Annotated in this window: 20 protein-coding genes; 7 read left to right on the plus strand and 13 right to left on the minus strand. The window is 64.7% G+C overall.

Annotated features, from left to right (window positions below; all coding sequences use genetic code 11):
* Positions 1-276: 276 nt before the first annotated feature.
* The 4 genes from C1932_RS18435 to C1932_RS18450 all read right to left on the minus strand — a co-directional run bounded on the left by C1932_RS18435 (position 277) and on the right by C1932_RS18450 (position 6,822).
* On the minus strand, positions 277-4,983 hold the full coding sequence (locus C1932_RS18435; RefSeq protein ID WP_108763134.1) for an RHS repeat-associated core domain-containing protein: 4,707 nt from the start codon (positions 4,981-4,983) through the stop codon (positions 277-279).
* A gap of 251 nt (positions 4,984-5,234) precedes the next feature.
* On the minus strand, positions 5,235-5,636 hold the full coding sequence (locus C1932_RS18440) for a hypothetical protein (protein WP_108763135.1): 402 nt from the start codon (positions 5,634-5,636) through the stop codon (positions 5,235-5,237).
* A 10-nt stretch (positions 5,637-5,646) separates the two neighbouring features.
* Positions 5,647-6,363 carry a DUF429 domain-containing protein gene (locus C1932_RS18445; protein WP_108763489.1) on the minus strand — a complete coding sequence of 239 codons (717 nt, stop codon included), beginning with the start codon at positions 6,361-6,363 and terminating at the stop codon, positions 5,647-5,649.
* An 84-nt stretch (positions 6,364-6,447) separates the two neighbouring features.
* Positions 6,448-6,822 (minus strand): hypothetical protein, encoded by a 375-nt coding sequence (locus C1932_RS18450; protein WP_108763136.1) that lies wholly within the window; start codon positions 6,820-6,822, stop codon positions 6,448-6,450.
* A gap of 746 nt (positions 6,823-7,568) precedes the next feature.
* Between C1932_RS18450 and C1932_RS18455 the strand changes: the two genes are divergently transcribed.
* Both C1932_RS18455 and C1932_RS18460 read left to right on the plus strand, forming a co-directional pair.
* Entirely contained in the window at positions 7,569-7,916 is a 348-nt protein-coding gene (locus tag C1932_RS18455; protein ID WP_108763137.1) for a hypothetical protein, read from the plus strand.
* Positions 7,913-8,473 (plus strand): cold-shock protein, encoded by a 561-nt coding sequence (locus tag C1932_RS18460; protein ID WP_199911983.1) that lies wholly within the window; start codon positions 7,913-7,915, stop codon positions 8,471-8,473. The genes C1932_RS18455 and C1932_RS18460 overlap by 4 nt, the downstream gene beginning before the upstream one ends.
* Here C1932_RS18460 and C1932_RS18465 read toward each other — a convergent pair.
* Both C1932_RS18465 and yidA read right to left on the minus strand, forming a co-directional pair.
* Positions 8,396-8,767, minus strand: a complete 372-nt coding sequence (locus C1932_RS18465) for a hypothetical protein (protein ID WP_325051528.1) — start codon at positions 8,765-8,767, stop codon at positions 8,396-8,398. The genes C1932_RS18460 and C1932_RS18465 overlap by 78 nt on opposite strands.
* A 200-nt stretch (positions 8,768-8,967) precedes the next feature.
* Positions 8,968-9,801: a sugar-phosphatase gene (gene yidA, locus C1932_RS18470; RefSeq protein ID WP_108763490.1), complete on the minus strand. Its 834-nt coding sequence runs from the start codon at positions 9,799-9,801 to the stop codon at positions 8,968-8,970.
* Positions 9,802-9,968: 167 nt separating this feature from the next.
* Here yidA and C1932_RS18475 point away from each other — a divergent pair, with 167 nt between their 5' ends.
* The gene (locus C1932_RS18475; RefSeq protein ID WP_108763139.1) at positions 9,969-10,631 is read left to right on the plus strand and encodes an exopolysaccharide biosynthesis protein; all 663 of its coding nucleotides are present in this window, start codon (positions 9,969-9,971) and stop codon (positions 10,629-10,631) included.
* Between the two features lie 218 nt (positions 10,632-10,849).
* On the opposite strand, the gene C1932_RS18480 is transcribed toward C1932_RS18475, so the two are convergent.
* The 4 genes from C1932_RS18480 to C1932_RS18495 form a co-directional block, all read right to left on the minus strand.
* Positions 10,850-12,160, minus strand: a complete 1,311-nt coding sequence (locus C1932_RS18480) for a sorbosone dehydrogenase family protein (RefSeq protein WP_108763140.1) — start codon at positions 12,158-12,160, stop codon at positions 10,850-10,852.
* Positions 12,153-12,593, minus strand: coding sequence for a DUF2231 domain-containing protein (locus C1932_RS18485; RefSeq protein WP_108763141.1), 441 nt, complete (start codon positions 12,591-12,593; stop codon positions 12,153-12,155). The genes C1932_RS18480 and C1932_RS18485 overlap by 8 nt, the downstream gene beginning before the upstream one ends.
* Before the next feature lie 560 nt (positions 12,594-13,153).
* The gene (locus tag C1932_RS18490) at positions 13,154-13,513 is read right to left on the minus strand and encodes a hypothetical protein (protein ID WP_108763142.1); all 360 of its coding nucleotides are present in this window, start codon (positions 13,511-13,513) and stop codon (positions 13,154-13,156) included.
* Between the two features lie 65 nt (positions 13,514-13,578).
* Positions 13,579-13,944, minus strand: a complete 366-nt coding sequence (locus C1932_RS18495) for a hypothetical protein (protein WP_108763143.1) — start codon at positions 13,942-13,944, stop codon at positions 13,579-13,581.
* 218 nt (positions 13,945-14,162) lie between these two features.
* Here C1932_RS18495 and C1932_RS18500 point away from each other — a divergent pair, with 218 nt between their 5' ends.
* Positions 14,163-14,834: a hypothetical protein gene (locus tag C1932_RS18500; RefSeq protein ID WP_108763144.1), complete on the plus strand. Its 672-nt coding sequence runs from the start codon at positions 14,163-14,165 to the stop codon at positions 14,832-14,834.
* A gap of 106 nt (positions 14,835-14,940) precedes the next feature.
* Here C1932_RS18500 and C1932_RS18505 read toward each other — a convergent pair whose 3' ends face one another.
* Positions 14,941-16,755, minus strand: coding sequence for a M3 family metallopeptidase (locus C1932_RS18505; RefSeq protein ID WP_234412401.1), 1,815 nt, complete (start codon positions 16,753-16,755; stop codon positions 14,941-14,943).
* Positions 16,756-16,871: 116 nt separating this feature from the next.
* Positions 16,872-17,378 (minus strand): hypothetical protein, encoded by a 507-nt coding sequence (locus tag C1932_RS18510; RefSeq protein WP_108763146.1) that lies wholly within the window; start codon positions 17,376-17,378, stop codon positions 16,872-16,874.
* A 79-nt stretch (positions 17,379-17,457) separates the two neighbouring features.
* On the opposite strand from C1932_RS18510, the gene C1932_RS18515 reads away from it, so the two are divergent.
* The gene (locus tag C1932_RS18515) at positions 17,458-18,081 is read left to right on the plus strand and encodes a YiiX/YebB-like N1pC/P60 family cysteine hydrolase (protein ID WP_108763147.1); all 624 of its coding nucleotides are present in this window, start codon (positions 17,458-17,460) and stop codon (positions 18,079-18,081) included.
* Positions 18,082-18,153: 72 nt separating this feature from the next.
* On the opposite strand, the gene C1932_RS19970 is transcribed toward C1932_RS18515, so the two are convergent.
* The gene (locus C1932_RS19970; RefSeq protein WP_180886923.1) at positions 18,154-18,318 is read right to left on the minus strand and encodes a hypothetical protein; all 165 of its coding nucleotides are present in this window, start codon (positions 18,316-18,318) and stop codon (positions 18,154-18,156) included.
* Positions 18,319-18,589: 271 nt separating this feature from the next.
* Here C1932_RS19970 and C1932_RS18520 point away from each other — a divergent pair, with 271 nt between their 5' ends.
* Positions 18,590-19,060: a hypothetical protein gene (locus tag C1932_RS18520; RefSeq protein WP_108763148.1), complete on the plus strand. Its 471-nt coding sequence runs from the start codon at positions 18,590-18,592 to the stop codon at positions 19,058-19,060.
* Positions 19,061-19,137: 77 nt separating this feature from the next.
* Entirely contained in the window at positions 19,138-20,802 is a 1,665-nt protein-coding gene (locus tag C1932_RS18525) for an AMP-binding protein (RefSeq protein ID WP_108763149.1), read from the plus strand.
* Positions 20,803-21,014 lie beyond the last annotated feature (212 nt).

Here is a 21,014-nt window from a genome sequence, read left to right on the forward strand (position 1 = left end):
GCCGGACGTTTACATACACATCTGGCGGAGGTATCCGATTGATCGACGCCCCCGCAGGTAGGATCTCCCAACTGGTGATCGAGCCGCAAACCGTTTTATGAATCAACCTGCGACTATCCAACCCCCGTCGCGCAAGCTCGGCAACAACCACTTGCGGGGGGTGGCGATCAAAGCCCTTAAAGGCAGTGCAGGTCTTTCCCGTCTGACCCATAGTGTACGTGGAACTCTCCACCTCGTCCCTGCACCCCAGCAGGCCCAGGGCGAGCGAGAGGAGGATTAGTATCCGAATGCATCGCATTGCCGGTCGCTCCTTTCTTTAATTGCCCTGCTGAACGCCTTGTCTACCGCAGGGCCTCCGAGTCCGCCATCGCGAAGCCGTGTCGCACAGATCATCTGCTCTTGATATGCACGGCACTCAAGTTCATTCGCTAGCTGCCGATGTGCCATCCCACCATATTCCCAGTCCTTTGGAAATGGACTTGCACCTTTGGGCCTACCCACGCAGGCATTGGGAACCCTCTTTTCCAGCAGGGCCTTATGGTTTCGCTCATGCACAACGGTGCATATTTTGTCGCAGCCTGAATTGCAGACACTGACCAGGAATCCCCCATTGCCATCACAAGTCACCATTCCCATTTGTCCACCGCATGTATTTGTGTCGAACACCGGCTCAAGTCCAAGCGGGTCAACCACGCGAAGCGGAGAGGCGTTGGAGTATCCATACGCAGAAATGCCGCCAGACAGGCCGATGGGATCCGCCTGCGTGTAGCGTCCTGTTGCAGCGTCATATTCCCGCTGGAAGTTATAGAACAACCCACTCGCATCGGTAGCCTGCTGCCCCGGGAAGCGCAGCGCCACGTCAAATGCAGCACCATCGCCATCCGGGTCCAGGCTTGGAGATTGGTCGCCAAACACTTCGCTCTGGTTGCTCCACTCCCAGATCGCCACATTCCGCACCGGGTCGATAGCAACTCGGGGGGTACCCAGATGGTCCGGCTGAATGTATGCCAGTTCCGGCACGCCTGTGCTTGGCACGCTGATTAACGCAACCGGATAGTTATCCAGCCAGATAGCCTGCTGCTGCAACTGGCCCGTAGCGGAATAGTAGCCCACCCACTGCCCAGCCTCGTCATACAGCGTGATCTGGGCTGCACCGCCAGCAGGTGTGCGCAGCACGCGCTCACCGTGGTGATTGTAGGCATAGCTTTCCAGCACCGAGTTGCCCTGCTTCACCGCGTTCATGCGGTTGGCATCGCTGTAGGTGAATGCTTTGCTGCCGATGCTGGTGGTATTGCCCGCCGTGTCATGACTGCGTGCTTCGCCATCCACGGCGGTCAGTCGGTGGCTGGTAGCCGGATAGGTGTAGTTGGCGGTTCCTGCTGATGTGGTCAGCGACGTCCGGTTACCGGTAGCGTCGTAGCCGTAGGTTTCGATCGGCGTGCCGGTCGCGCCGTCTTGGGTCTGGATCAGGCGGCCGAGCGCGTCATAAGCGTACGTGGCCAACACCTCAGAGCCTGCGCCGTTCTTCAGCTCGGTGATCGAACCCACCGGATCATAGCCATAGCTCAGGGACAGGCCGCCTGCGGCCGGGTCATGCACGGCCTGCGGACGGTAATCCAGGTCCAACGGGCGCTGCAACTGGCGGCCATTGCCGTAGGTCCAACCGGTAGCCGGGCCGAAGGCTGCATAGGTCACGTTGTTCACAACGATCTGGCGCGGTTGGCCGGTACGCGTCAGCCCAATCTGGCTGATGCGGCCCCGGGTATCGCGTACGTAGTCGGCCACGCTGCCGTCGGGGTAGGTCAAAGCGGTCAGGCGCCCGGACTTGCTGTAGGCGTAACGCAGCGTGCTGGCCACACCGTTGATGGTCTGCACTTTGCGGGTGATCTGACCAAACCGGTCATGGCAGTACTGGGTGCTGCCATTGGCATGCCGCACCTGCCCCAGGCGCCCCTTGGCAAAGCGCTCGTCGGCAGTGCAGATCGCTGGTGCCACGTCATAGCTGTAGCCCACGTCCAAATTGGGGTCCGGATAGGCGATTCCGGTCAGGCGGTTGAGCGCATCGTAGTGGTAGGTGGCAGTGACACCTCGCGCGTCGGTCGCGGTCTTGCGGTTGCCGGCAGAATCGAAAGTGAAGCTGCTGGCGCCACTATCCGGACTGACCTGTCCAGTCAGATCACCGAAACCGTTATAGGCATAGGTGGTGTGCAGTCCCTTCGGGTCGGTCACCTGGGTGACCTGGTCCAGCGCGTTGTACTGGCTGCGGATCTCCGCTTCCACCCCGCCCACATCCTGCAGGGTCTGGGCCAGGCGGTTCAACGGGTCGTACTGCTGACTGGTCACGCGCTGCAGGGCGTCGGTTACCGTCTGCGGGTTGCCGTTGGCATCGTAGGTGAAGCCGGTAGCATGGTTGCCGGCGTCCTTCAGCGCCGTAAGTTGGCCAATCGTGTTGAAGGTACGCGCCAAGGTGCGGCGCAGGGTGCCGCCAGCATCCAGGGTGTCTTCCTTCAGTCGATTGCCAGCATTATCCAGCGTGTAGTGAACGGTATTGCCCACGTTGTCCTCGATATCGGTCAGTCGCAGTGCGGCGTCATACACGTAGGTCACGCTGCCGCCATCCGACTCGGTGATCTGCTGCACCTGGCCTGTGGGCCAGTAGCTGATCTGGGTGGAGCGATCCTCTGCGGTGGTGGCCCCGCGTACGGTCACCGAGGTGGGCCAGCCGCGAGCATGGTAGGCGTAGTCGGTGACCACGCCATTGGCATCCTTCACTGACAGCGGCCGCCCGTAGGTGTCGTAGGCCAGCGTCTCCACCGTCTGACCGAGTGCATTGGTGACGCTGCGCAGGTCGCCCTTGCGATAGGTGCAGGCACCATTGGTCGCGCATCCGGCGTCGTCTCCGGCGTAGTAGGCATAGGTGCTGACGTCAGGCACGTCGGTGCGCGCGCCATCCACAGTCTTCAGCAGTCCTTCCACCGGGCAACTACCTGCTGCGGCCACATCCGCGGCCTCACAATAGGCATACGTGGTCGTACGTGTCTGCCCAGACGCCAGATCCTTCTGGGTCACGCTTACTGGTTGCCGGCGCGCGTTGTAGGCGGTACGCGTCTCACGCTGACCGATGGTCGTAGCCAGCACCGCATTGGTCTCGTTGTCACGCACGGTGTGCACTACACGCTGCTCAGGCAGGCCCACCGCATCGGTGATGGTATGGGTGTTGACCGGTCGGCCCGTCACCGCATCAGTGCCTTCGCTGTAGGTGTGCTTGGTCTGGATTCCACGCCGGTCCGTATAGGTATCCAAACGTCGGCGGAAATCGACCGCGCCGTCATAATAGGTGCGGCTGACCGAACCCTGAGCATCGATCGTACCCGACACCTTGCGGGGAGGCGCGCTGTCGCCACCGGGCGTGAGCGTGTAATCGGTCTGATGGCCCAATGCGTCGGTGACAACCGCGCCGCCGTTGGGACTGTAGACCAGAGTTACGCCATCGGCACCGCCTGCATGCTGGCTTGAAATGACGCGACCGTCGGTGTCGTAGGTAAAGGTGCTGTAGCGACGCCCGTCCTCAGCGGTAATGCCGGTCAAGTGCTGAGGGAACGCCACGTTCTCGTAATGATAGGTGCGCACCCCGCCGCCGGCGTAGGTGACCGTAGCGACCTGGCCATATGCAGTGTACGTATAGCTGGCCTGGGGCACACCCGCGACCAGAACGGAGCTGATGAATGCTTCGTAGTCGTTGGATTGATAGAGGAACTCAAGCGTGCGGCCGCTGCTATGCACGACGGCAGCGAGGCGCTGGCTGGCATCGTAGACGAAGGTGAGCGAAGTGCCATCCACGAAGCGCTTCGAGGTGAGCCGCCCCGCTTCGTCGAACGTCGAAATAGTGTCGGACGTATACAGCGTCCAGTTTCCACTCAGGACCAGGCGGTCGCCACTGCTGTCTGCGGCCTCGTACACCTGGCCGACCTTCTTGAAGGCGCGCTGGAAGCCCGTGGCTTCAACAATGCCTGCGCCACCCGCCCCATCCAGTGCTAACTGCGCACCAAGCGAATGTGTCCAACCATAGCCAAAGCCTCCCGACGAGGTGGATATTCCCGAGTGGTAATAGCGCGTGAGTGCAATCCAGCCGAGATCGAAATCCTGCGCAATCTCGTACTTCTCGCCGGTTTTCACATCGCAGGGATTGCCTACGGTGCCGTCGCACGGAGGCTCTTGCGATGGTGATGTGTTTGAAGCGATCGGACTCAAACCGCTCATGGCAGCGCTGCCTGAGGCAGGGCAGCTGCCGTTGCCGCCGTCCTTGTCGCACTGCTTGGACTTCGACGTAATTGTCGCAACGAACTCTTCGCTTACGCAGGCTTCATGCTTGTTGGACCACTGTGTAAAGGGAAGTGGGCAGTTCAGGCGACGGGTCCGCGTCATGACGGCTTCGCTTGGATAGGGCATACATGGCGACTCGGCCGTGTTGCTGCCAGTCATGTAGATCACTTCAAAATCGCGCGTCTCGATGGTTCCTTCCATATCAGGGCTAAGCGCGTACCACTCGCTTGTAGGCGTGACGGCTGCACCTTGGCAAATGGGATTGAATGCCTGGATATCAGCAAGATAGGAGGCAACCATGGCCTCCTCAGTCGGGAACTGCGCGGTGCTTAGATACGTCCAATCAGGGTCGGACGGTTGAGACTTGCCCATCCAGTACGTGATTGAGGTATTACCCTCCAAGTCCACGACCTTCGATTTGATTGAGTTGACAGATTGCCAGCCGAACTGAAACTCAGGCGGGAACGGACTCGGCGCTGGCAGGCTTTTGATCGCTTGCACCGCCGCTTGCTGAGTCTTGTATTGGGTCGAATTTCCGCTGGGCTGGGAGATGCGCCAAGTCGTCTTGCTCTCCTGCGCCTGCGAAGCAATGGGGGCAACGCAACCCACCGCGACGATCATCAGCGCCACGCAAACCCGCTTCAATTTCCGTCCGAACATCCGTGTTCTCCTTCCTGGGCGAATACCGCACCGGGAGGGACGAAGGCGCAAAAGCGGATTCCCGCTTCATCGCGCCTTACTTCGGATCGTCCCTGTTCCGGAATGCGGCAGGACCGCATGAGCGTTTTATCTAGCAAACCGCTCTCGAGCGCAAGACGCATAATCGGCAGCCCATCACACATTTGCCAACGGAACGACCATCACCAATTTCATATCTTGCCTCCCCCCCCCCGAGAAGCGCCGGTTTGAATCTAGTTGATTGGGGACGAGAAGAAGCAAAGTGCCAGAATGACGCCATTGAGAAGCAACGATGCCTCGTAGAACAGCGATGCCGGGCGCGAGATGACATGGGGCGCATCAATCACCGTGAGTGCGCTCCATCCCACCGTGAATACCAGAAACAACCACGGGGCGAACGGCACGTAGAATGCAATCGCGATGAGAGAGGCCAGGTAGCCAATAACCAGCAGGATACGCAGGAGCCCACACATGGGATGCGCTTTGCTGTACGCAACCACTCGATTCTTGATTCTGAGCCGTTCTTCCTGCAACAGCTTCGGTAGCGTTCTGGCACCAATTTCATCAAACACGATGCCGCCCACGGTGGCAATCAGGGTCAGCAGGACCAGCATGCGGAATGTGATTTCAGTCATTGGCTCTGCATCAGTACCAGATTGCTGTAGACAAACCGGTGGCATCGAGAATGGCAGGCGTCGGTAGAGAAACGGCGGCGCCCGCAGCGATGCGCTCCGCACTCCATAGCGCAACCAGGGCATCGAGCACATCGTCCGTCGCCGCCTGCCGACGCGACACGGATTGCACAAGTCGCGCGATGCGTTCGGAACCAAACACGGGCGAAAGCAACTCGCTTCGCAAGGCCGCGCCCTCCTGCGACTTCTTCCTCATTGCCAGCCCTTTGCCACGACCGCCGTTCAGCGCGGCGAAGGAAACTTCGGGATGAATCTCCCGTACCGTTGCACGTGCGTGCGGGTCTGCCTGCAGCACCTCATCCCACTCGCGGATCTTGGGCAGGATCGCAAAGGACTGCGCGCCAAAGCCGCGATTGTCTATCGCCCGGTGTCTGCGCGATGCCTCAGGCTGTGATGTGGCATCGAGAATACCCCTGACCGGCGAGGAGAATATGCTGCACGCCCGTCGGCCGCCCACAAACTTTCGGGCTTCTATGTCTGCCATTCGCCCTTCGCGATCCGACAGGCCCATGGGAATGTCCACGGCAATGACTCGGGCCTGCGGCTGCGCATGCACGAGAGACTGCGCACTGCTGTACACGCAGTGGTTCAGTTCGTTGTCTTCCCACCAGACAGCAATCCAACCTGACTTCGCCCCGTCTACGCCGACACAGCCTGGTTCGCGCTTCATTGTCTGGCCCCCGTTTGTGGCGCCCTTCCCGTTATGGGTATCGGAAGCCGCCATGTCTCCAGATTCGCCATGGCGGCCGGATTTTCAGTGTTGACTGATTGAAACGTAAACCAGCGTCGCGTCATCAGTATCGAGCCCAAGAACCACGGTGGCGTCGCCCAGCTGCGCGTTCCAGTGGGCGCGCGAACCCGGCGCATCAGGGTGAGGGGGATGCATGACCGCTCCATCCCAGGCGACCTGCCGAAGCACGATGCCCGGTGCTGCGAACTCAAAGCTCAGGTTCGCATGCCTGGGATCGTCCGCAGCGCTTCGCAAAGAGATGTTGCGCAGCGCAAGCCCGCCCAACGTTCCGCCATCCGCAGTCCGCTCATACCGCCGCCCCTGCCGCGTTATCGGCCCCAGGCGTGTTTGAAGCTGTGTCTCGAGTGCATCGACATCGCCGAAGCGGGTGCTCGCCAAGCGCTCGATGTCTCGCTTGAATGCGTCCGTGGTTGATCCACTCCGCGCTTCAAAGGACGCTCGATGATGGAAGGGAGCTGATGGTGCCGATGCCGGGGCGCTCGAACACGCTGCCAGCAGCAACGCCGGAGCGATCAGCGATAGCCGGGGACATGATGCGGCCCGCAAGTTGACCAGAGATCGTCCTTCTGATGAAGCCCTGCACTTCTCAGCCGATGCATCCATGAAAGTACACCCCGTGCGACTCCCTCTTGCATGAATCTAGCACGCCCTTTGCGGGCCGCGAGGGACGTGCGCAGAACCAGCGGTCGACCGAGAGCCTGTCGCGAATGCCACGATAGGAACCATCAAATCGTGAATCGCTGCAGCTTCCTGCCAAATCGCTGAAAGCCTTGCGCCCCAAACTTCTCACCACGCAATCGCACTATGCAACAATTCTGAAAACGTCTCTGGCATTGGCGGGTTTGGCCCGCAGCCCTTGGCATTCCCAACATCATCAGGCAACTCTGGTAGCGCCACCGACAACGGGTGGCCGGGCGTCGAAAACCCGATGTGTTAGACGTTGTTTACGCTTGCCAGCCGGTACCACCCTGCGTGGTGCCGGCTGGCAATCCGTCTGCCGGCTATGGCGGGCGGTGCGTGGGGGTCTTGTACCCGCCGGCATTGTCTAACACCCGGTTTTCGAGCCACGCATCGTCCGCCACCTTTATCGGTGGCGGCTTCTGCTTGCTTGCACGGAGCCTGCCATGACCACACCGCACTGCCCTCCCCCGCACCCCATCCAGGAAGCGGCCGAACCCGCCCCGGACCCCACCAGCCTGCTGGCCATCCTGCGCAGCGTGGACGGCGGCGTTGCCGCTGACGGCCAGCCGTGGCCGGAACGCCACCCGCTGCGCAGCCGGCAGATCGCCCTGTGCGACGCCGACTGCGCCCTGGCAGGCCAGCGCGTGGTGCAGCAACTGCTGTTGGCCGCCGAGCGCGCCCGCCAGAACGGAGATCCTGACCAATACGTGGGCGACCGCGTGATGGAAGGTCTGGCGATGGCAGCGCTGGCGTTGAACAGCTTCATCCAGGAGCGGGTGCGGCCGCAATGAGGGCGCGCCTGCTCGCTGCGGTGGCCGCGTGCGGCGTGGTGGCGGCCACGGTGTGGTGGCAGTGGCCCGCCCCACCCGAGGACCAGGTGCACGCCTACACCACCTTGCAGGACTTCGACTACTCGCTGCTGGAAGGCGATGCACGCGGCCTGGCCACGGCAAAGGGCCGGCAGGGGTTCGATTTCCACACCGAGGATGATGGCGCTGCGGCTTTCCAGGTGCGCTGCAAGGGCGTGGTGGTGATGGATGTGCAGAATGCCCCGCCGCTGGTGCTGATCCGCATGCCCGCCGATGCGCTGTGGCGCGCGCCGGATATCGCGCAGCTGCATCGGCGTTTCCAACGATGGCTGGGGATCGCGCCGGGTGATGTGGTGGGCGCTGGCGAGCCGTCGTGGGTGCAGGCGCGGATTCTGCGCATGCAGCGAGGGGTGCCGGATGATGCGCGGTGTGTCTTTGGGGTGGATGTCGGGGCTTCGGGGTCAGAGCCCTTTTCTGCGAAAAGGGCTCTGACCCCGGCTGGCGAGGGCGGCCAGGCGGCGGCTGACCAAACCGTATAAGTCCTGCAGTTCGGCGGCGCGCTCTGCGGTCATGTTGCTGCCGAACAGCACGCGGCCCAGGGCGCTGGCATGGCTGTCGTGGGGGTGGCGCTGGCGGGCGCGGTAGACCTGCTGGAACACCAGCCAGGCCAGGCGCAGGCCGCCGCCGGGCAAGGGCCGCACCAGGCGTTCGTAGGCCTGCCAGAACTGGTATTCGGTGTTCAGATCGACCTGCGGGGCCGCATAGGGCACCGGGCTCGCGCGTCCGTGGGCGCGCGGGCGGGTGGGCAGGAACACGGGGTCGGGCTGGGCCATGCGGACAGCATGCGCCGGCAACATTGTGGGAACCTTGCGTGTTTGCCGCCCACCCGAATTGGTAGATGCCAACCTTGGTTGGCATGCTCTTTCGGTGCCGGGAACATTGCGCGTGGGGTCAGAGCCCTTCCTGCGGAAGGGATCTGACCCCGGGCTGTGTGCCAACCAAGGTTGGCACCTACCGGAGCCGGGGCGCGCGGTTACTGCAGCACGAAGCGCTCGATTGCGCGGGCCACGCCTTCGTCGGTGTTCGGTGTGGTTTCAAAACGCGCCACCGCCTTCACTGCGTCGATGGCGTTGCCCATGGCCACGCTGGTGCCGGCGAACTGCAGCATGGTCAGATCGTTTTCCTGATCGCCAATGGCCATCACGTTGGCGCGGTCGATACCCAGATGTTCGGCCAGGCGCTGCAGGCTGGGCCCCTTGCCAGCGCGGTGGTCGAACACTTCCAGGAAGAACGGCGCGCTCTTCAACACGGCGAAGCGTTCGGTCAGTTCGGCCGGCAGGCGGGTAATGGCTGCATCCAGCACGTCGGGTTCGTCGATCATCATCAGCTTGATGAAGGACATCGAGGGGTCCATGTCCTGCACGCGGCGGTACGACAGCGGCACGTGGGACAGGTGCGAGTCGATGACGGTGTAGCGGCTGATGTCCTGGTTGGTGGTGTACAGGCGGTGGCCGTCCAGCGCCTGGAAGTGCACACCCAACTGCCGCGAAACCTGTTCGCAGTACAGGAAGTCGTCGAAGCTGAGCGGGAATTCCACCACTGTTTCGCGGGTTCCGATGCGCTGCACCAGGCCGCCGTTGCAGGCAATGCAGTAATCGTCATTGCCGGTGATGCCCAGTTCCTGCAGGAACGGCGCCAGCCCGGACACCGGGCGGCCGCTGGTCAGCACGATATGCACGCCCAGCGCGCGGGCCTGCGCAATGGCCTGCTTGGCGCGTGCGGTGAGCTTGTGCGCCGGGTCCAGCAGGGTGCCATCCATATCGATGGCGACCAGTTGGATGGTCGATTGCCTGCGGCCCATGTCCATCAGTTTCATTTCCAGCGCGGGGCCCTCCATTTTAGGCCAGCCCGGCCGCGGCTGCCGTTCTCATGTGCGGTTCAGCCGCGCGCCGCCGTTGGCGGCCATACTCGGCAAGCCTGTGCGCCCCACCGCAGGACGGCCCCATGACCGCCCTACCCTGGAGATCCAGACGCATGACCTACCGCGCCCCCGAGGCCACCGACACCGCCCCGCTGGCACAGCAGATTGAAGACCTGATCGACGGTCTGCCGGGCCAGCACATCCGCGTGGGCACCCTGCTGCAAGCGCTGGGTGATGAAGGGCTGATGCTGATCGTGATCCTGCTGTCGGCCATTTTCCTGATTCCGGTGTCCATTCCCGGCCTGAGCACGGTGTTTGGTGCGTCCATTCTGCTGATTGGCCTGAGCCGCGTGCGCGACCGGCCGCTGTGGGTGCCGCAGCGCCTGGCCGAGCGCGAGGTGGCCACCGACAAGCTGCGCGCCAACCTGGGCCGGGCCCTGAAGTGGGTGCACCGCATGGAGCGCCTGTCGCAGCCGATGCGGCTGGCGGTGATGGTGCGTTCGAAGAAGATGATGCGCGTGAACAACCTGGCGCTGGTGGTAGCCACGCTGCTGCTGATGGCCCCGGCCGGGCCGATTCCCTTCAGCAATACGCTGCCCGCGCTGGCGCTGATGTCGTTTGCCATCGGCTTCATCCAGCGCGATGGCGCCGCGGTGGCGGCCGGCTATGCCTTCGTGGTGGCCACGATGGTGTACTTCGGCGTACTGCTGGGCGGCGTGGGGTTTGCCGCCGAATCGGTGTTCAGCGGACTGCGCGGAAGCACCGCGGAACTGTAGAGCCAAGCCATGCTTGGCTGCTTTTCGCTTTTCGTAGAGTCGAGCTTGCTCGACTGCTGTTGGCCGAAGCAGTCGAGCAAGCTCGACTCTACAAAGGCCACAGCCACGGCCATGGCCGCAGCCAGAGCCACGGCCGCAGCCAGAGCCAAAGCCAGAGCCAAAGCCAAAGCCAAAGCCAAAGCCAAAGCAGTCGAGCATGGCTCGACTCTACAATTCCGCTACTTCGCCGACACCCGCCAGACGACGTCGCCTACGTCGTCAGCCACCAGCAGCGCGCCGTCGGCATCCATCGCCATGCCCACCGGGGCGCCCATCAGGGTCTTTTCATCCTTCGACGCAAACCCGGTCACCACCGGTTGCGGGCGGCCGGTCGGCTTGCCGTCCTTGAACGGTACGTACACCACTTCGTAGCCGCTCAGCGGTGAACGGTCCCAGCTGCCGTGTTCGCCGATGAAGGCGCCGCCGTGGTACTTCGCAGGCAGCGACTGGCCGGTGTAGAACAGCAGGCCCAGCGGCGCCACGTGCGAGCCGATGGCGTAGTCGGGCTTGATCGCCTTGGCCACCAGATCGGGCCGCTGCGGTTGCACGCGTTCGTCCACGTGCTGGCCGTAGTAGCTGTAGGGCCAGCCGTAGAAGCCATCTTCCTTCACCGAGGTGAGGTAATCGGGCACCAGGTCGGCACCGATCTCATCGCGCTCGTTGGCCACCGCCCACAGCGCGCCGGTGCTCGGCTCCCAGTCCAGGCCGGTGGGATTGCGGATGCCCGATGCGTAGATGCGGCTGCCACGGGTGGCCACGTCCACTTCCAGCACCACGGCGCGGCGATATTCCACGGCCAGGCCATTTTCGGTGATGTTGCTGTTGGACCCCACGCCCACGTACAGCTTGCTGCCATCGCGGCTGGCCAGCAGTTCCTTGGTCCAGTGGTGGTTGATGGTGCTGGGCAGATCGGTGAACTCGCGGCCCTTGTCGGCCATGCGGGTGGCGCCCGGCACGTACTGGTACTGCATGATGTTGCCGGTGTTGGCCACGTACAGCGTGTTGCCGATCAACTGGATGCCGAACGGCGAGTGCAGGCCTTCGATGTAGACGTGCTGGGTCCAGGTATCGGTGCCCGGCGTGCGCCGCAGCAGGGTGACCCGGTTGCCGCCCTTGCCGGCCTTGCCCGAGCGCGCCTTCACCTTGCCGGCAATCCACTGCTTGGGCGTGGTGACCGGTTCTTCGCCGGGACCATTGCCTTCCACCACCAGCACATCGCCATTGGGCAGGGTCAGCAGGCGGCGCGGGTGCTGCAGGTTGGCGGCAATGCGCTCGATCTTCAGGCCTTCGGCCACGGCCGGCGCCTGGCCTTCGGCCCAGCCCACGCCCTTGGGCACCTGCATGGGCGGCATGAGGAAGTTGGCCGGCTTGGGCAGCGGCGGCTGCGGACCGGACTGGTCGGCCGGGTGGTATTCGGCCTTGCCGGCGCAGGCGGCGAGCATGACGGCCAGGGAAAGGATGCCCAGCGTGGGCAGGATGCGCTCAGCCATGACGACCTCCCTGCAGCACCGGGGCCTGCAGTGACAACAGGATGTAGCCGATCGCGATCAGGGCCACGGTCAGCGCGGACAGCACGGTGCCCGGCACGGCCACCGCATAGGCGTCGCGGCTGTGCAGGAAGGCGTTCCAGATGGCCAGCACGATGGCCACCAGGTTCAGCAGGAAATCCACACGGTCCACGCCGGTGGCTGTGCCGTTGCGGCGCCACACCGCGAACAGGTTGATCAGGCGCGGAATGATGGCGATCAGCAGGCCGAAGGTGATCAGCCAGGCGGCGGACTTGCCCCACATCACCTCGGCGGTGTTGAGGTAGAGGATGTCGAAGACCAGCGCGGCGACGAAGAAGCCGAACGGTATGGGGTTCAGCAGGCTGAAAAGCGTGGTGCCCGGGCCGCGATGGGCCTGGGCGACGGGGTTGACCATGGTCGTGCTCCGAAGGGGGAAGGACTGCACGGGCCGTAGTAGCACAATCGGCCGGGAGGCAACGCGATGATGGTGCGTGGGGCCACGGCCGGGCTTGGATGGATGTGCCGGGACACACCCGGCGCACACCGGTAGATCCACGCCATGCGTGGATGGGCCGAGCCGGGTGGTGCGTGGCTGCTTGACCGTGGAATGCCGGCCGACGCGTGGCTGCTTGGCCTTGGAATGCCGGGCGATTCGGGACTGCTTGGCTTGGAATGCCGGGCGATTCGGGACTGCTTGGCTTGGAATGCCGGGCGATGCGGGACTGCTTGGCTTGGAATGCCGGGCGATGCACGACTGTTTGGATTGGAATGCCGGGCGATTCGGGACTGCGTTGCATTGGTAGAGTCGAGCTTGCTCGACTGCTCTTTGCTACGGCAGTCGAGCAAGCTCGACTCTACGAAGAACCAGGGCAGTCGAGCAAGCTCGACTCTACGAAGAACCAGGGCAGTCGAGCAAGCTCGACTCTACGAAGGGCCGGAGCAGTCGAGCTTGCTCGACTCTACGATCCCGCGTGATCAGGGCACATAGACCAGGTGCAGGGTGTAGTCGAAGCCGCCTTCGGCTTCGATGATGTCGACATGCATCACCAGATCGCTTCGCCCTTCTCCTTGCGTATAAAGATCGACCAGGACCTGCCAGTGATGCCCATACCACTGGCACACGGAGGATTCCCAGGTCGTCTCCGGCAGCGGCACCAGCGTTTCGCCGTAGTCCTGGAGGATGCCGGTGATGGCCTCCCACGTATCGGCGGTGCGCAGGTACACGTTTGCCGTCTGCGGCGGGCGGCCGGCTGCGATTTCGTTGGCCATCCAGGTCAGGACGGGGCGGAACGCCGCGTCCACAGGGCCTTCGCTGGTTGGTTCTTTGCTGACCATCTGTAATCCTTCAGAGGCAGACCGCAAGTATGGCGTGGACGGTTCGTTCCAACCAAGGTTGGCACCTACCAGGTTAATGGAACACGGCGGGCGGTGCGAAGCGGGATGAACAGCGCGGCGGCGAACACCACCAGAAACGGTGCGGACAGGATCGCGGCGTCCTTGCTGCCAAACGCGATCAGGTTCAACTGCAGGTCGCCAATCCATTCCAGCCGCATGAACACCAGTATCAGGCCACCGAAGGTGGGGCACGGCAGGCCACCGTGGCCGGCCATCAGCAGGGTGGGCGCCAGCAGCGCGGCCAGGAAGGCGAAGGCCGCGCGGTACAGCCACGGGTTGCCCTGCCAGCGCGGCGCACGCCGCCACATCAGCACCAGCAGCGCCAGTGGCAGCAGCGGTGCCAGCAGCACCAGCGCAAGGATCATGGCCATCCGGTTTCACCCGCGGCGCGGTGTTCTGCCATCAGTCCGTGCATGCCCTTCCCCCTGTAGACGTCCTTGAAGGGTGCATTGTTACGGCTGCGGACGGCTTGTGCCAACCAAGGTTGGCACCTACCAGAGCATGCCGTAACGATTCGTTGCGCGGGCGATGACGCTGGCGAAAGGTGCGCGGCGCTACACTCGCCCCAGTGCCTCATGGAGGATCACGCATGCGCCTGCTGCATCTCACTCTGCCGGTGTCGAACGTCGAAACCGTTGCCGACTATTTCCGCGATGTACTGCAGCAGCGCGTGATCGGCCACCATGTGCACATCGGCTGGAGCACGATCGACCTGCAACCGGCGGGTACCCGCGCCACCGGCGGCGTGCACCTGGCCTTCAACGTGCCAGACAATCGCTTCCCCGAGGCGATGGGGTGGCTGCGCGAACGCACGCCACTGCAACGCAATCCAGAGGGCGTCGATTACTTCGCGTTGGAAAGCAGCTGGCAGTCGCAGTCGGTGTATTTCACCGGACCCGACGGCCTGATCCTGGAATTGATCGGGCGTAAGCGCCTGCCGGCCGGCACGCATACCGGTGCCTTCCACGGCAGTGAACTGCAGTGCCTGAGCGAGGTGGGCCTGCCCAGCGATGATGTGGATGCGGTACGCGCCGACGTCAGTGCGCGTTTCGGCCTGCAGCCGCTCAGTCCGCCGTCGGCGCAGTTCGCGCCGATGGGTGATGACGAGGGTCTGCTGATCGTGGTGGCCGCCGACCGCCGCTGGTTCCCCGAACAGAAAGACCTGCCCAATGCACAGGGCCTGGTGTTGCAGATCGGTGGGGTGGCCGGCAGCGGCGAACTGCACGACCACGGGCGCGGATGGCGCGTGCACACCGTCTGATCTACCAGCTACCTGAGGCGCCACCGCCACCCACCACCACCGCTCCAGGCGTCGACCACCGGACCATCCAGCGGCGGCCACGGCGCAAGGCGGCCCAGGTCCCACTTCACCGATGCCGCTCGCTATCGATCTGCGCATGCAGCGCGCGCAGCTGGGCGACGTTGTCTTCGAACACCTGCATGTCCGCATCGACCAGCGCGGGCCAGTCGGGCGCATGCCCCAACAGCTGCGCCACCTGCTGCTGGGGTGCGCGATCAAAGCCTTCGCCCAGCACCTGCAGGTAACGCACGCGGAAGCCTTCCGGGTCCTGCTGGTCCAGCGCGTACAACTGCACGGCCAGCAGCCCGGCGTAGAGGTAGTTGACCAGGTAGTTCGGGTCTTCATACATCAAGCGCTTGCCGATCCAGGCGTTGCGCAGTTCCGGGTAGCGCTGCGGCTGTTGGCCATAGCGCGCCAGCACCTGCCCGGTAAGCTGGTCCAGATCATCGGCGGTGCCCAGGGTATTGTTGGCCACGCCCTGGTAGATCGATCGCTCCAGCTGCGCCTCTTCTGCCGACGTGAACACCTGCAGCACCATGTCGTCCAGCAGCGACTTGAGGTAGTACGCCTTGGCACGCGGGTCCTGCGCCTGCTGGTACAGGCGTTCGCGGAAGCGCAGTTCGTTGTAGATCGCAAACGCTTCGGTCAGCCACGCGCTGCCATTGAGCTGCAGCGGCGATGCATGGTTCCGCTGCATCCACTGCCCGTGCAGGCTGTGCCCGGCTTCGTGGACGATCTCCACGTCACTTTCCAGATCACCACTACGCTGGCCCACGAACAACAGCGCGGGTGCATCGGGTGCAAACACCGGGAATGCATCCTGGCTGCGCTGGCCGCGCGCGGTGTCCAGATCCATGCGCTGGCTGGCAGGGTCCAGCAGCGCGCGCAGCTCTTCCACGTAGGCCGGACCCAAGTGCTGCATGGCATCGGCGGCGGTATCGCGCAGCTGTTGCAGGGTCAGCACGGGCGGCACGTAGCCGGCATCGGGCACCGTGGTATCCCAGGGCTGCGGGTTCGACACGCCGTTGTTTTCTGCATGCCGCAGCAGCTGCTGCTGGTAGGCATCACGCTGCGGGGCATGGCGTTCCACCGCTGCCAGCGTGGTCTGCACGGTGGCAGCGTCCAGCCCCATGTGGCGATAGCCACGCTCGGTAGCCGAGGCGTGGTCCTGAAGCTGCGAGGCGCTGTCGTTCACCTGCACCAGCCCCAGCAGCACCGACGCCATCGGATCGCGCCGCGACTGCAGGCCCTGCCAGTATCCCTTCCAACCTGCCTCGCGCAGCGCGCGGTCGGGCTGCAGGGCCAGCGCCAGCCGATCGGCGCCGGTGTCCCATTGGCGCCCGTCGTGCTGCAGTTGCGGATAGACGGCCGTGCGCATGATCTGTCGGCGCAGCCGCGCGAAGCTGTCCATGGCCGGGCCGGCCAACGCATCCACCGCGTCATCCAGCGCGGCGTTACTGGGCAGCGCGGCCTCCTGCTGCGCACGCTCGCGCAGGAACGGGTAGGCGTTGGCCCAGCCGGCATCGGCCGGCGCCGCATGCAGGGCCGCCCTGCCGGCGCGGGCAATGCTGCCGCACAAGCCCATTACCTGGTCCAACGCCTGCGCCGGGCGACGATCGCGGGCATCGCGGCCGGCCTGCAGGTGCAGGTAGGCATAGTGGCGCAGGCATTGCGCCTGCAGCTGCTCGGCCTGCCGGAAGCGCACGGCGGGATCGCCCCCGGTCGCCGCCTGCAGCGCCGCCGTCTTCTCGGCCAGAACCGAGCGCGCGGTCTGCTCGGCGCCAGCGCTGGCGAAATACGCGCGATCATCGGCGTGAAGGGCCTGCGCGCTGGCGGTGCCGGTGGCAAGCAACAGCGCGGCGACGTGGGCGACGGTTCGCATCCTGTGGGTGCTCATGGCATGTCCTTGTAGCGTCGAGCTTGCTCGACTGCTTTTCGCATTACGCCAACAGCAGTCGAGCAAGCTCGACTCTACCGGGGCGGCGAGGCCGGTTTTGTTCAGATCGATTCATCGGCCCGGCTCACCAGCGTCCAGCACGGGGTGCGGGCGAAGGTGTAGACCTGCTGGTCGCTGGTATCGGGGGTGCGCATCAGCACCTGCATCTGGCCGTCGGCCTGCGCGGTGATGGTCATTTCGCGGCCACGGCCGGCCAGCGTGGCCGGATCCGGCATCACCGGCCATTCCACCTCGGCCAGCGGCAGCTGCTTTTCCACGGTCTTCGGCTCGGGTTCGGCACCGGCATCGACGTAGCTGTCGCGCAGCGGATCGGCAGTGGCCGTTTCCTGCAGCGCAATCTCCTTGCCGAAGTGCTTCAGGAAGGTATCGAACTGCTCGTGCGGGCAGGCCGGTGCGGCGGGCGTAGCGGCTGCGGCTGCGGCGGCCTGTGCAGCAGGGGCCGCCGCTTCTGCCGGCTGCGGCTGCGAAGCCTGCGGGGCCTGGGTGCAGGCGGCCAGGGCAAGGCTGAAGACAGGGGCCAGCAGCACAAGGGAACGGCGGCAGCGCATGGGATCATCCTGATTCCGGTTCGGTCGCACCATCCTACCCTGCGCCGTACAATCGCGTTTTCCCGAGCCCGGCCCTGCCATGCGCGCCCTGTTCCTGTTGATTGGCCTGTTGCTGCCCGCGCTGTGGCCGGCCGTTGCGCTGGCCGTGGAAGCGCGGCCGGGCGATCTGCTGTTCGTCAGCGCCGGCCAGACTGGCCTGAGCGCGGCCATCGACGATGCCACCGCGCGCGAAGGCGGCACCCGCTTCGACCACGTTGCCCTGGTGGCCGATGGACCGGGTGAACTGCAGGTGCTGCACGCCGATGAAAAGGGCTCGCGGCAGCAGACGCTGGCGGAGTTCCGCCAGGATGCGCGGGACAAGCAGCGGCAGATCGTGGTGTACCGCCTGCGCGCGGCGCCGCCGCAGGTGCTGGCCGATGCCATCGCCACGGCGCGCACCATGCTGGGCAAGCCGTACAACACGGCCTATGTGTTGAACGAGGACAGCTACTACTGTTCGGATTTCATTGAACGCGCGTTCCGCACCCACCATGTGTTCGCGCTGCAGCCGATGAACTTCCGCAATCCAAAGACCGGGCAGATTTCCCAGCACTGGGTGGATCTGTATGCCGGCATGGGCATGGCGGTGCCGCAGGATCTTCCCGGCACCAACCCCAACGACATGGCGGCCACCCCCGCGCTGCAGCGGGTAGGCCCGCTGTAAACACGCCTGCTGCAACAAGCGAAGCCCCGCACCAGGCGGGGCTTCACCGTTCACGCGTGGGCTGCACGCGGGTCATTCTTCTTCGTCATGGCCGCCCTGCTGCTGGTTGCGCTGGTTGCGCTGCTGCTGTTCCTGCTGCTGTTGCTGCTGCTGGTCGCGGCCACGTCCCTGCTGCTGATCCTGCTGGTTCTGCTGGCCCTGCTGCTTCTGGTTCGGGTTCTGGTTCTGCTGTGCCATGTCCGATCTCCAAATGCCACGCGCGGAATGCGGTGGACGTGCGCATGGTCTGCAGCCGAAGGTTAACCACGCGTTGCAGCGCGGCTACGGGCGCGTGCACGGCGGTGAATGAACACGCGCAGTCCCTTGTGCCACAAGCACATGAAGGGTTCATGCGGGTTGCGCATGTGCTTAATGGGCCCTGCTGCCGCGCCCATTAAGGCGGCCAGGCGCTTGCTGGCTGCGCGGGGCCGCCCGACAATCGACGGCTCTTCCCTGCGCCGAGTGAACGATGGACCGTTCCGCCCCTCTGTTCCGCCGGGTGAATGCACGGGCACGCAACAGCCGCCACGGCGAGCACGGCGGTGACTACCGCCACGAGCGCCATCGCAAGGGCACGCTGGCCAGCGAGGCCACGCGTGGTTCGATGCACGCTGGCCACCGCCACGGCCGCGATTACACGCCGCTGTTCCGCTTCCTGTTGTCCAAGGTGGGCCAGCCCTGGGTGCAGGTGCATTCGGAAGCCTGCGCGCGGCTGGATACGCAGGACCCCATCAGCTGGATCGTGGCCACCGGCAATGCCCCGCGCCGTGACCAGGTGCGCGTGGGCGAGGCCTCGTACTTCAGCGGGCTGTACGTGGATGAGGCCGGTCTGCTGCAGCGGGTGGCGCCGGCGCTGAAGGCGAAGGACATGGTGCCCTCGTGCACCTGCTGCACGCATACCTTCAACGGCGTGCGCTTCGGCGAAGACGAAGCCAGCTGACCGCCTACGCCTTTGGTCCGATTTGCAGCCGCCCCCGGCCGCGCCTATCGTCGGGCAGACCCTTGGTGGAGACACGCATGGCTCACGACAGCACAGCACGGCCTTCCTACGACCAGGCCCTGGCCGACTTCGATCTGGCGCAGTGGGAAGCGCGCCTGCAGGGCGATCTGCGGACCGGTGTGAATGCCTGCGTGGAGTGCTGCGACCGCCACTGCGGGCGCAATGCCACCGCGCTGCGCTGGGTGGATGCGCAGGGGCACCTGCACACCTACACCTTCGAACACCTGCGCGAGGCCGCTGCGCGGGCCGCGAACGTACTCGCCGAGGCTGGCATCGCCCGTGGCGATGTGGTGGCCGGCCTGCTGCCGCGCACGCCCGACCTGCTGGCGGTGATTCTGGGCACCTGGCGGCTGGGTGCGGTCTACCAACCGCTGTTCACCGCGTTCGGGCCCAAGGCCATTGAAACGCGGCTGGCCACCGGGCGCACTGGGCTGGTGGTGACCGACCTGGCCAACCGCAGCAAGCTGGACGGGGTGAGCGGCTGCCCGACCGTAGCCACCATCGCCGGCACCGGGCTGCGCGTGGCCGACGGCGATATCGACTGGCGGGCGCGCACGTACCAGGCACCGGCCGAGCGGGCCCCGGTGATGCTGCGCGGTGACGACCTGATGGCCCTGCTGTCCACGTCGGGCACCACCGGCAGCCCCAAGGGCGTGCCGGTGCCGCTGCGCGCCCTGCTGGCCTTTGCCAGTTACATGGAACTGGCGGTGGATCTGCGCGCCGACGATGTGTTCTGGAACATTGCCGATCCCGGTTGGGCCTACGGCCTGTACTACGGGGTTACCGGCCCGCTGCTGCTGGGTCATGCCACCACCTTCAGCGAAGCCGGCTTCAGCGTGGCCGGGCTGAACCAGATCATCCAGCAGCTGGGGGTAACCAACCTGGCGGGCTCGCCCACCGCCTACCGGCAGATCATCGGTGCCGGCCCTGCGGCCAGCGCCGGCATCAAGGGGCAACTGCGGGTGGTCAGCAGTGCGGGCGAGCCGCTGAATCCGGAAATCGCCCGCTGGTTCCGCGAACACCTGGGCACCACGGTGCTGGACCACTATGGGCAGACCGAAACCGGCATGGTGGTGAACAACCACCACGCGCTGGCCCACGCGGTGCGGCCCGGTTCGTCCGGCTTCGCCATGCCCGGTTACCGGGTGGCGGTGCTGGATGAGCACGACAACGTCCTGCCGCCGCGCACGCCGGGCATCCTGGCGGTGGATGTGCAGCAGTCGCCCATTCTCTGGTTCACCGGCTACTACGGCGCCGAGACGCCCGCGCTGCGCGATGGCTGGTATCGCACGGGCGATTCGGTGGAGTGGGAAGAGGATGGCTCGATCAGTTTCATCGGCCGCTCTGATGATCTGATCACCTCGTCGGGCTACCGCATCGGGCCGTTCGACGTGGAAAGCGTGCTGATGGAACACGCCGCCGTGGCCGAGGCCGCGGTGATCGGCGTGCCCGATCCGGAGCGCACCGAGATTGTGAAAGCCTTCGTGATCCTGCGCGATGGCCACAGTGGCAATGAGGGGCTGGCCACGGAACTGCAGCAGCACGTGCGTTCGCGCCTGTCTGCGCATGCGTATCCGCGCCTGGTGGAATTCGTGGCGCAGGTACCGAAGACACCCAGCGGGAAGGTGCAGCGATTTCTGCTGCGCAAGGTAGAGATCGAGAAGCAAGCGGCCGCGTCGTAGAGTCGAGCTTGCTCGACTGCCGTCGCGCAGCCGCGTGTGGTCACGCCGTCGTAGAGTCGAGCTTGCTCGACTGCTCTGGCTTGCTCGCGTAAAGCAGTCGAGCAAGCTCGACTCTACAAGGGCAGGATCGCAAAGCAGTCGAGCAAGCTCGACTCTACGGAGGGTTGTTGGGGTCAGAGCCCCGCCTGCGGCAGGGATCTGACCCCAGGCGC

The organism is Stenotrophomonas sp. YAU14D1_LEIMI4_1, assembly GCF_003086815.1.
Classification (GTDB): domain Bacteria; phylum Pseudomonadota; class Gammaproteobacteria; order Xanthomonadales; family Xanthomonadaceae; genus Stenotrophomonas.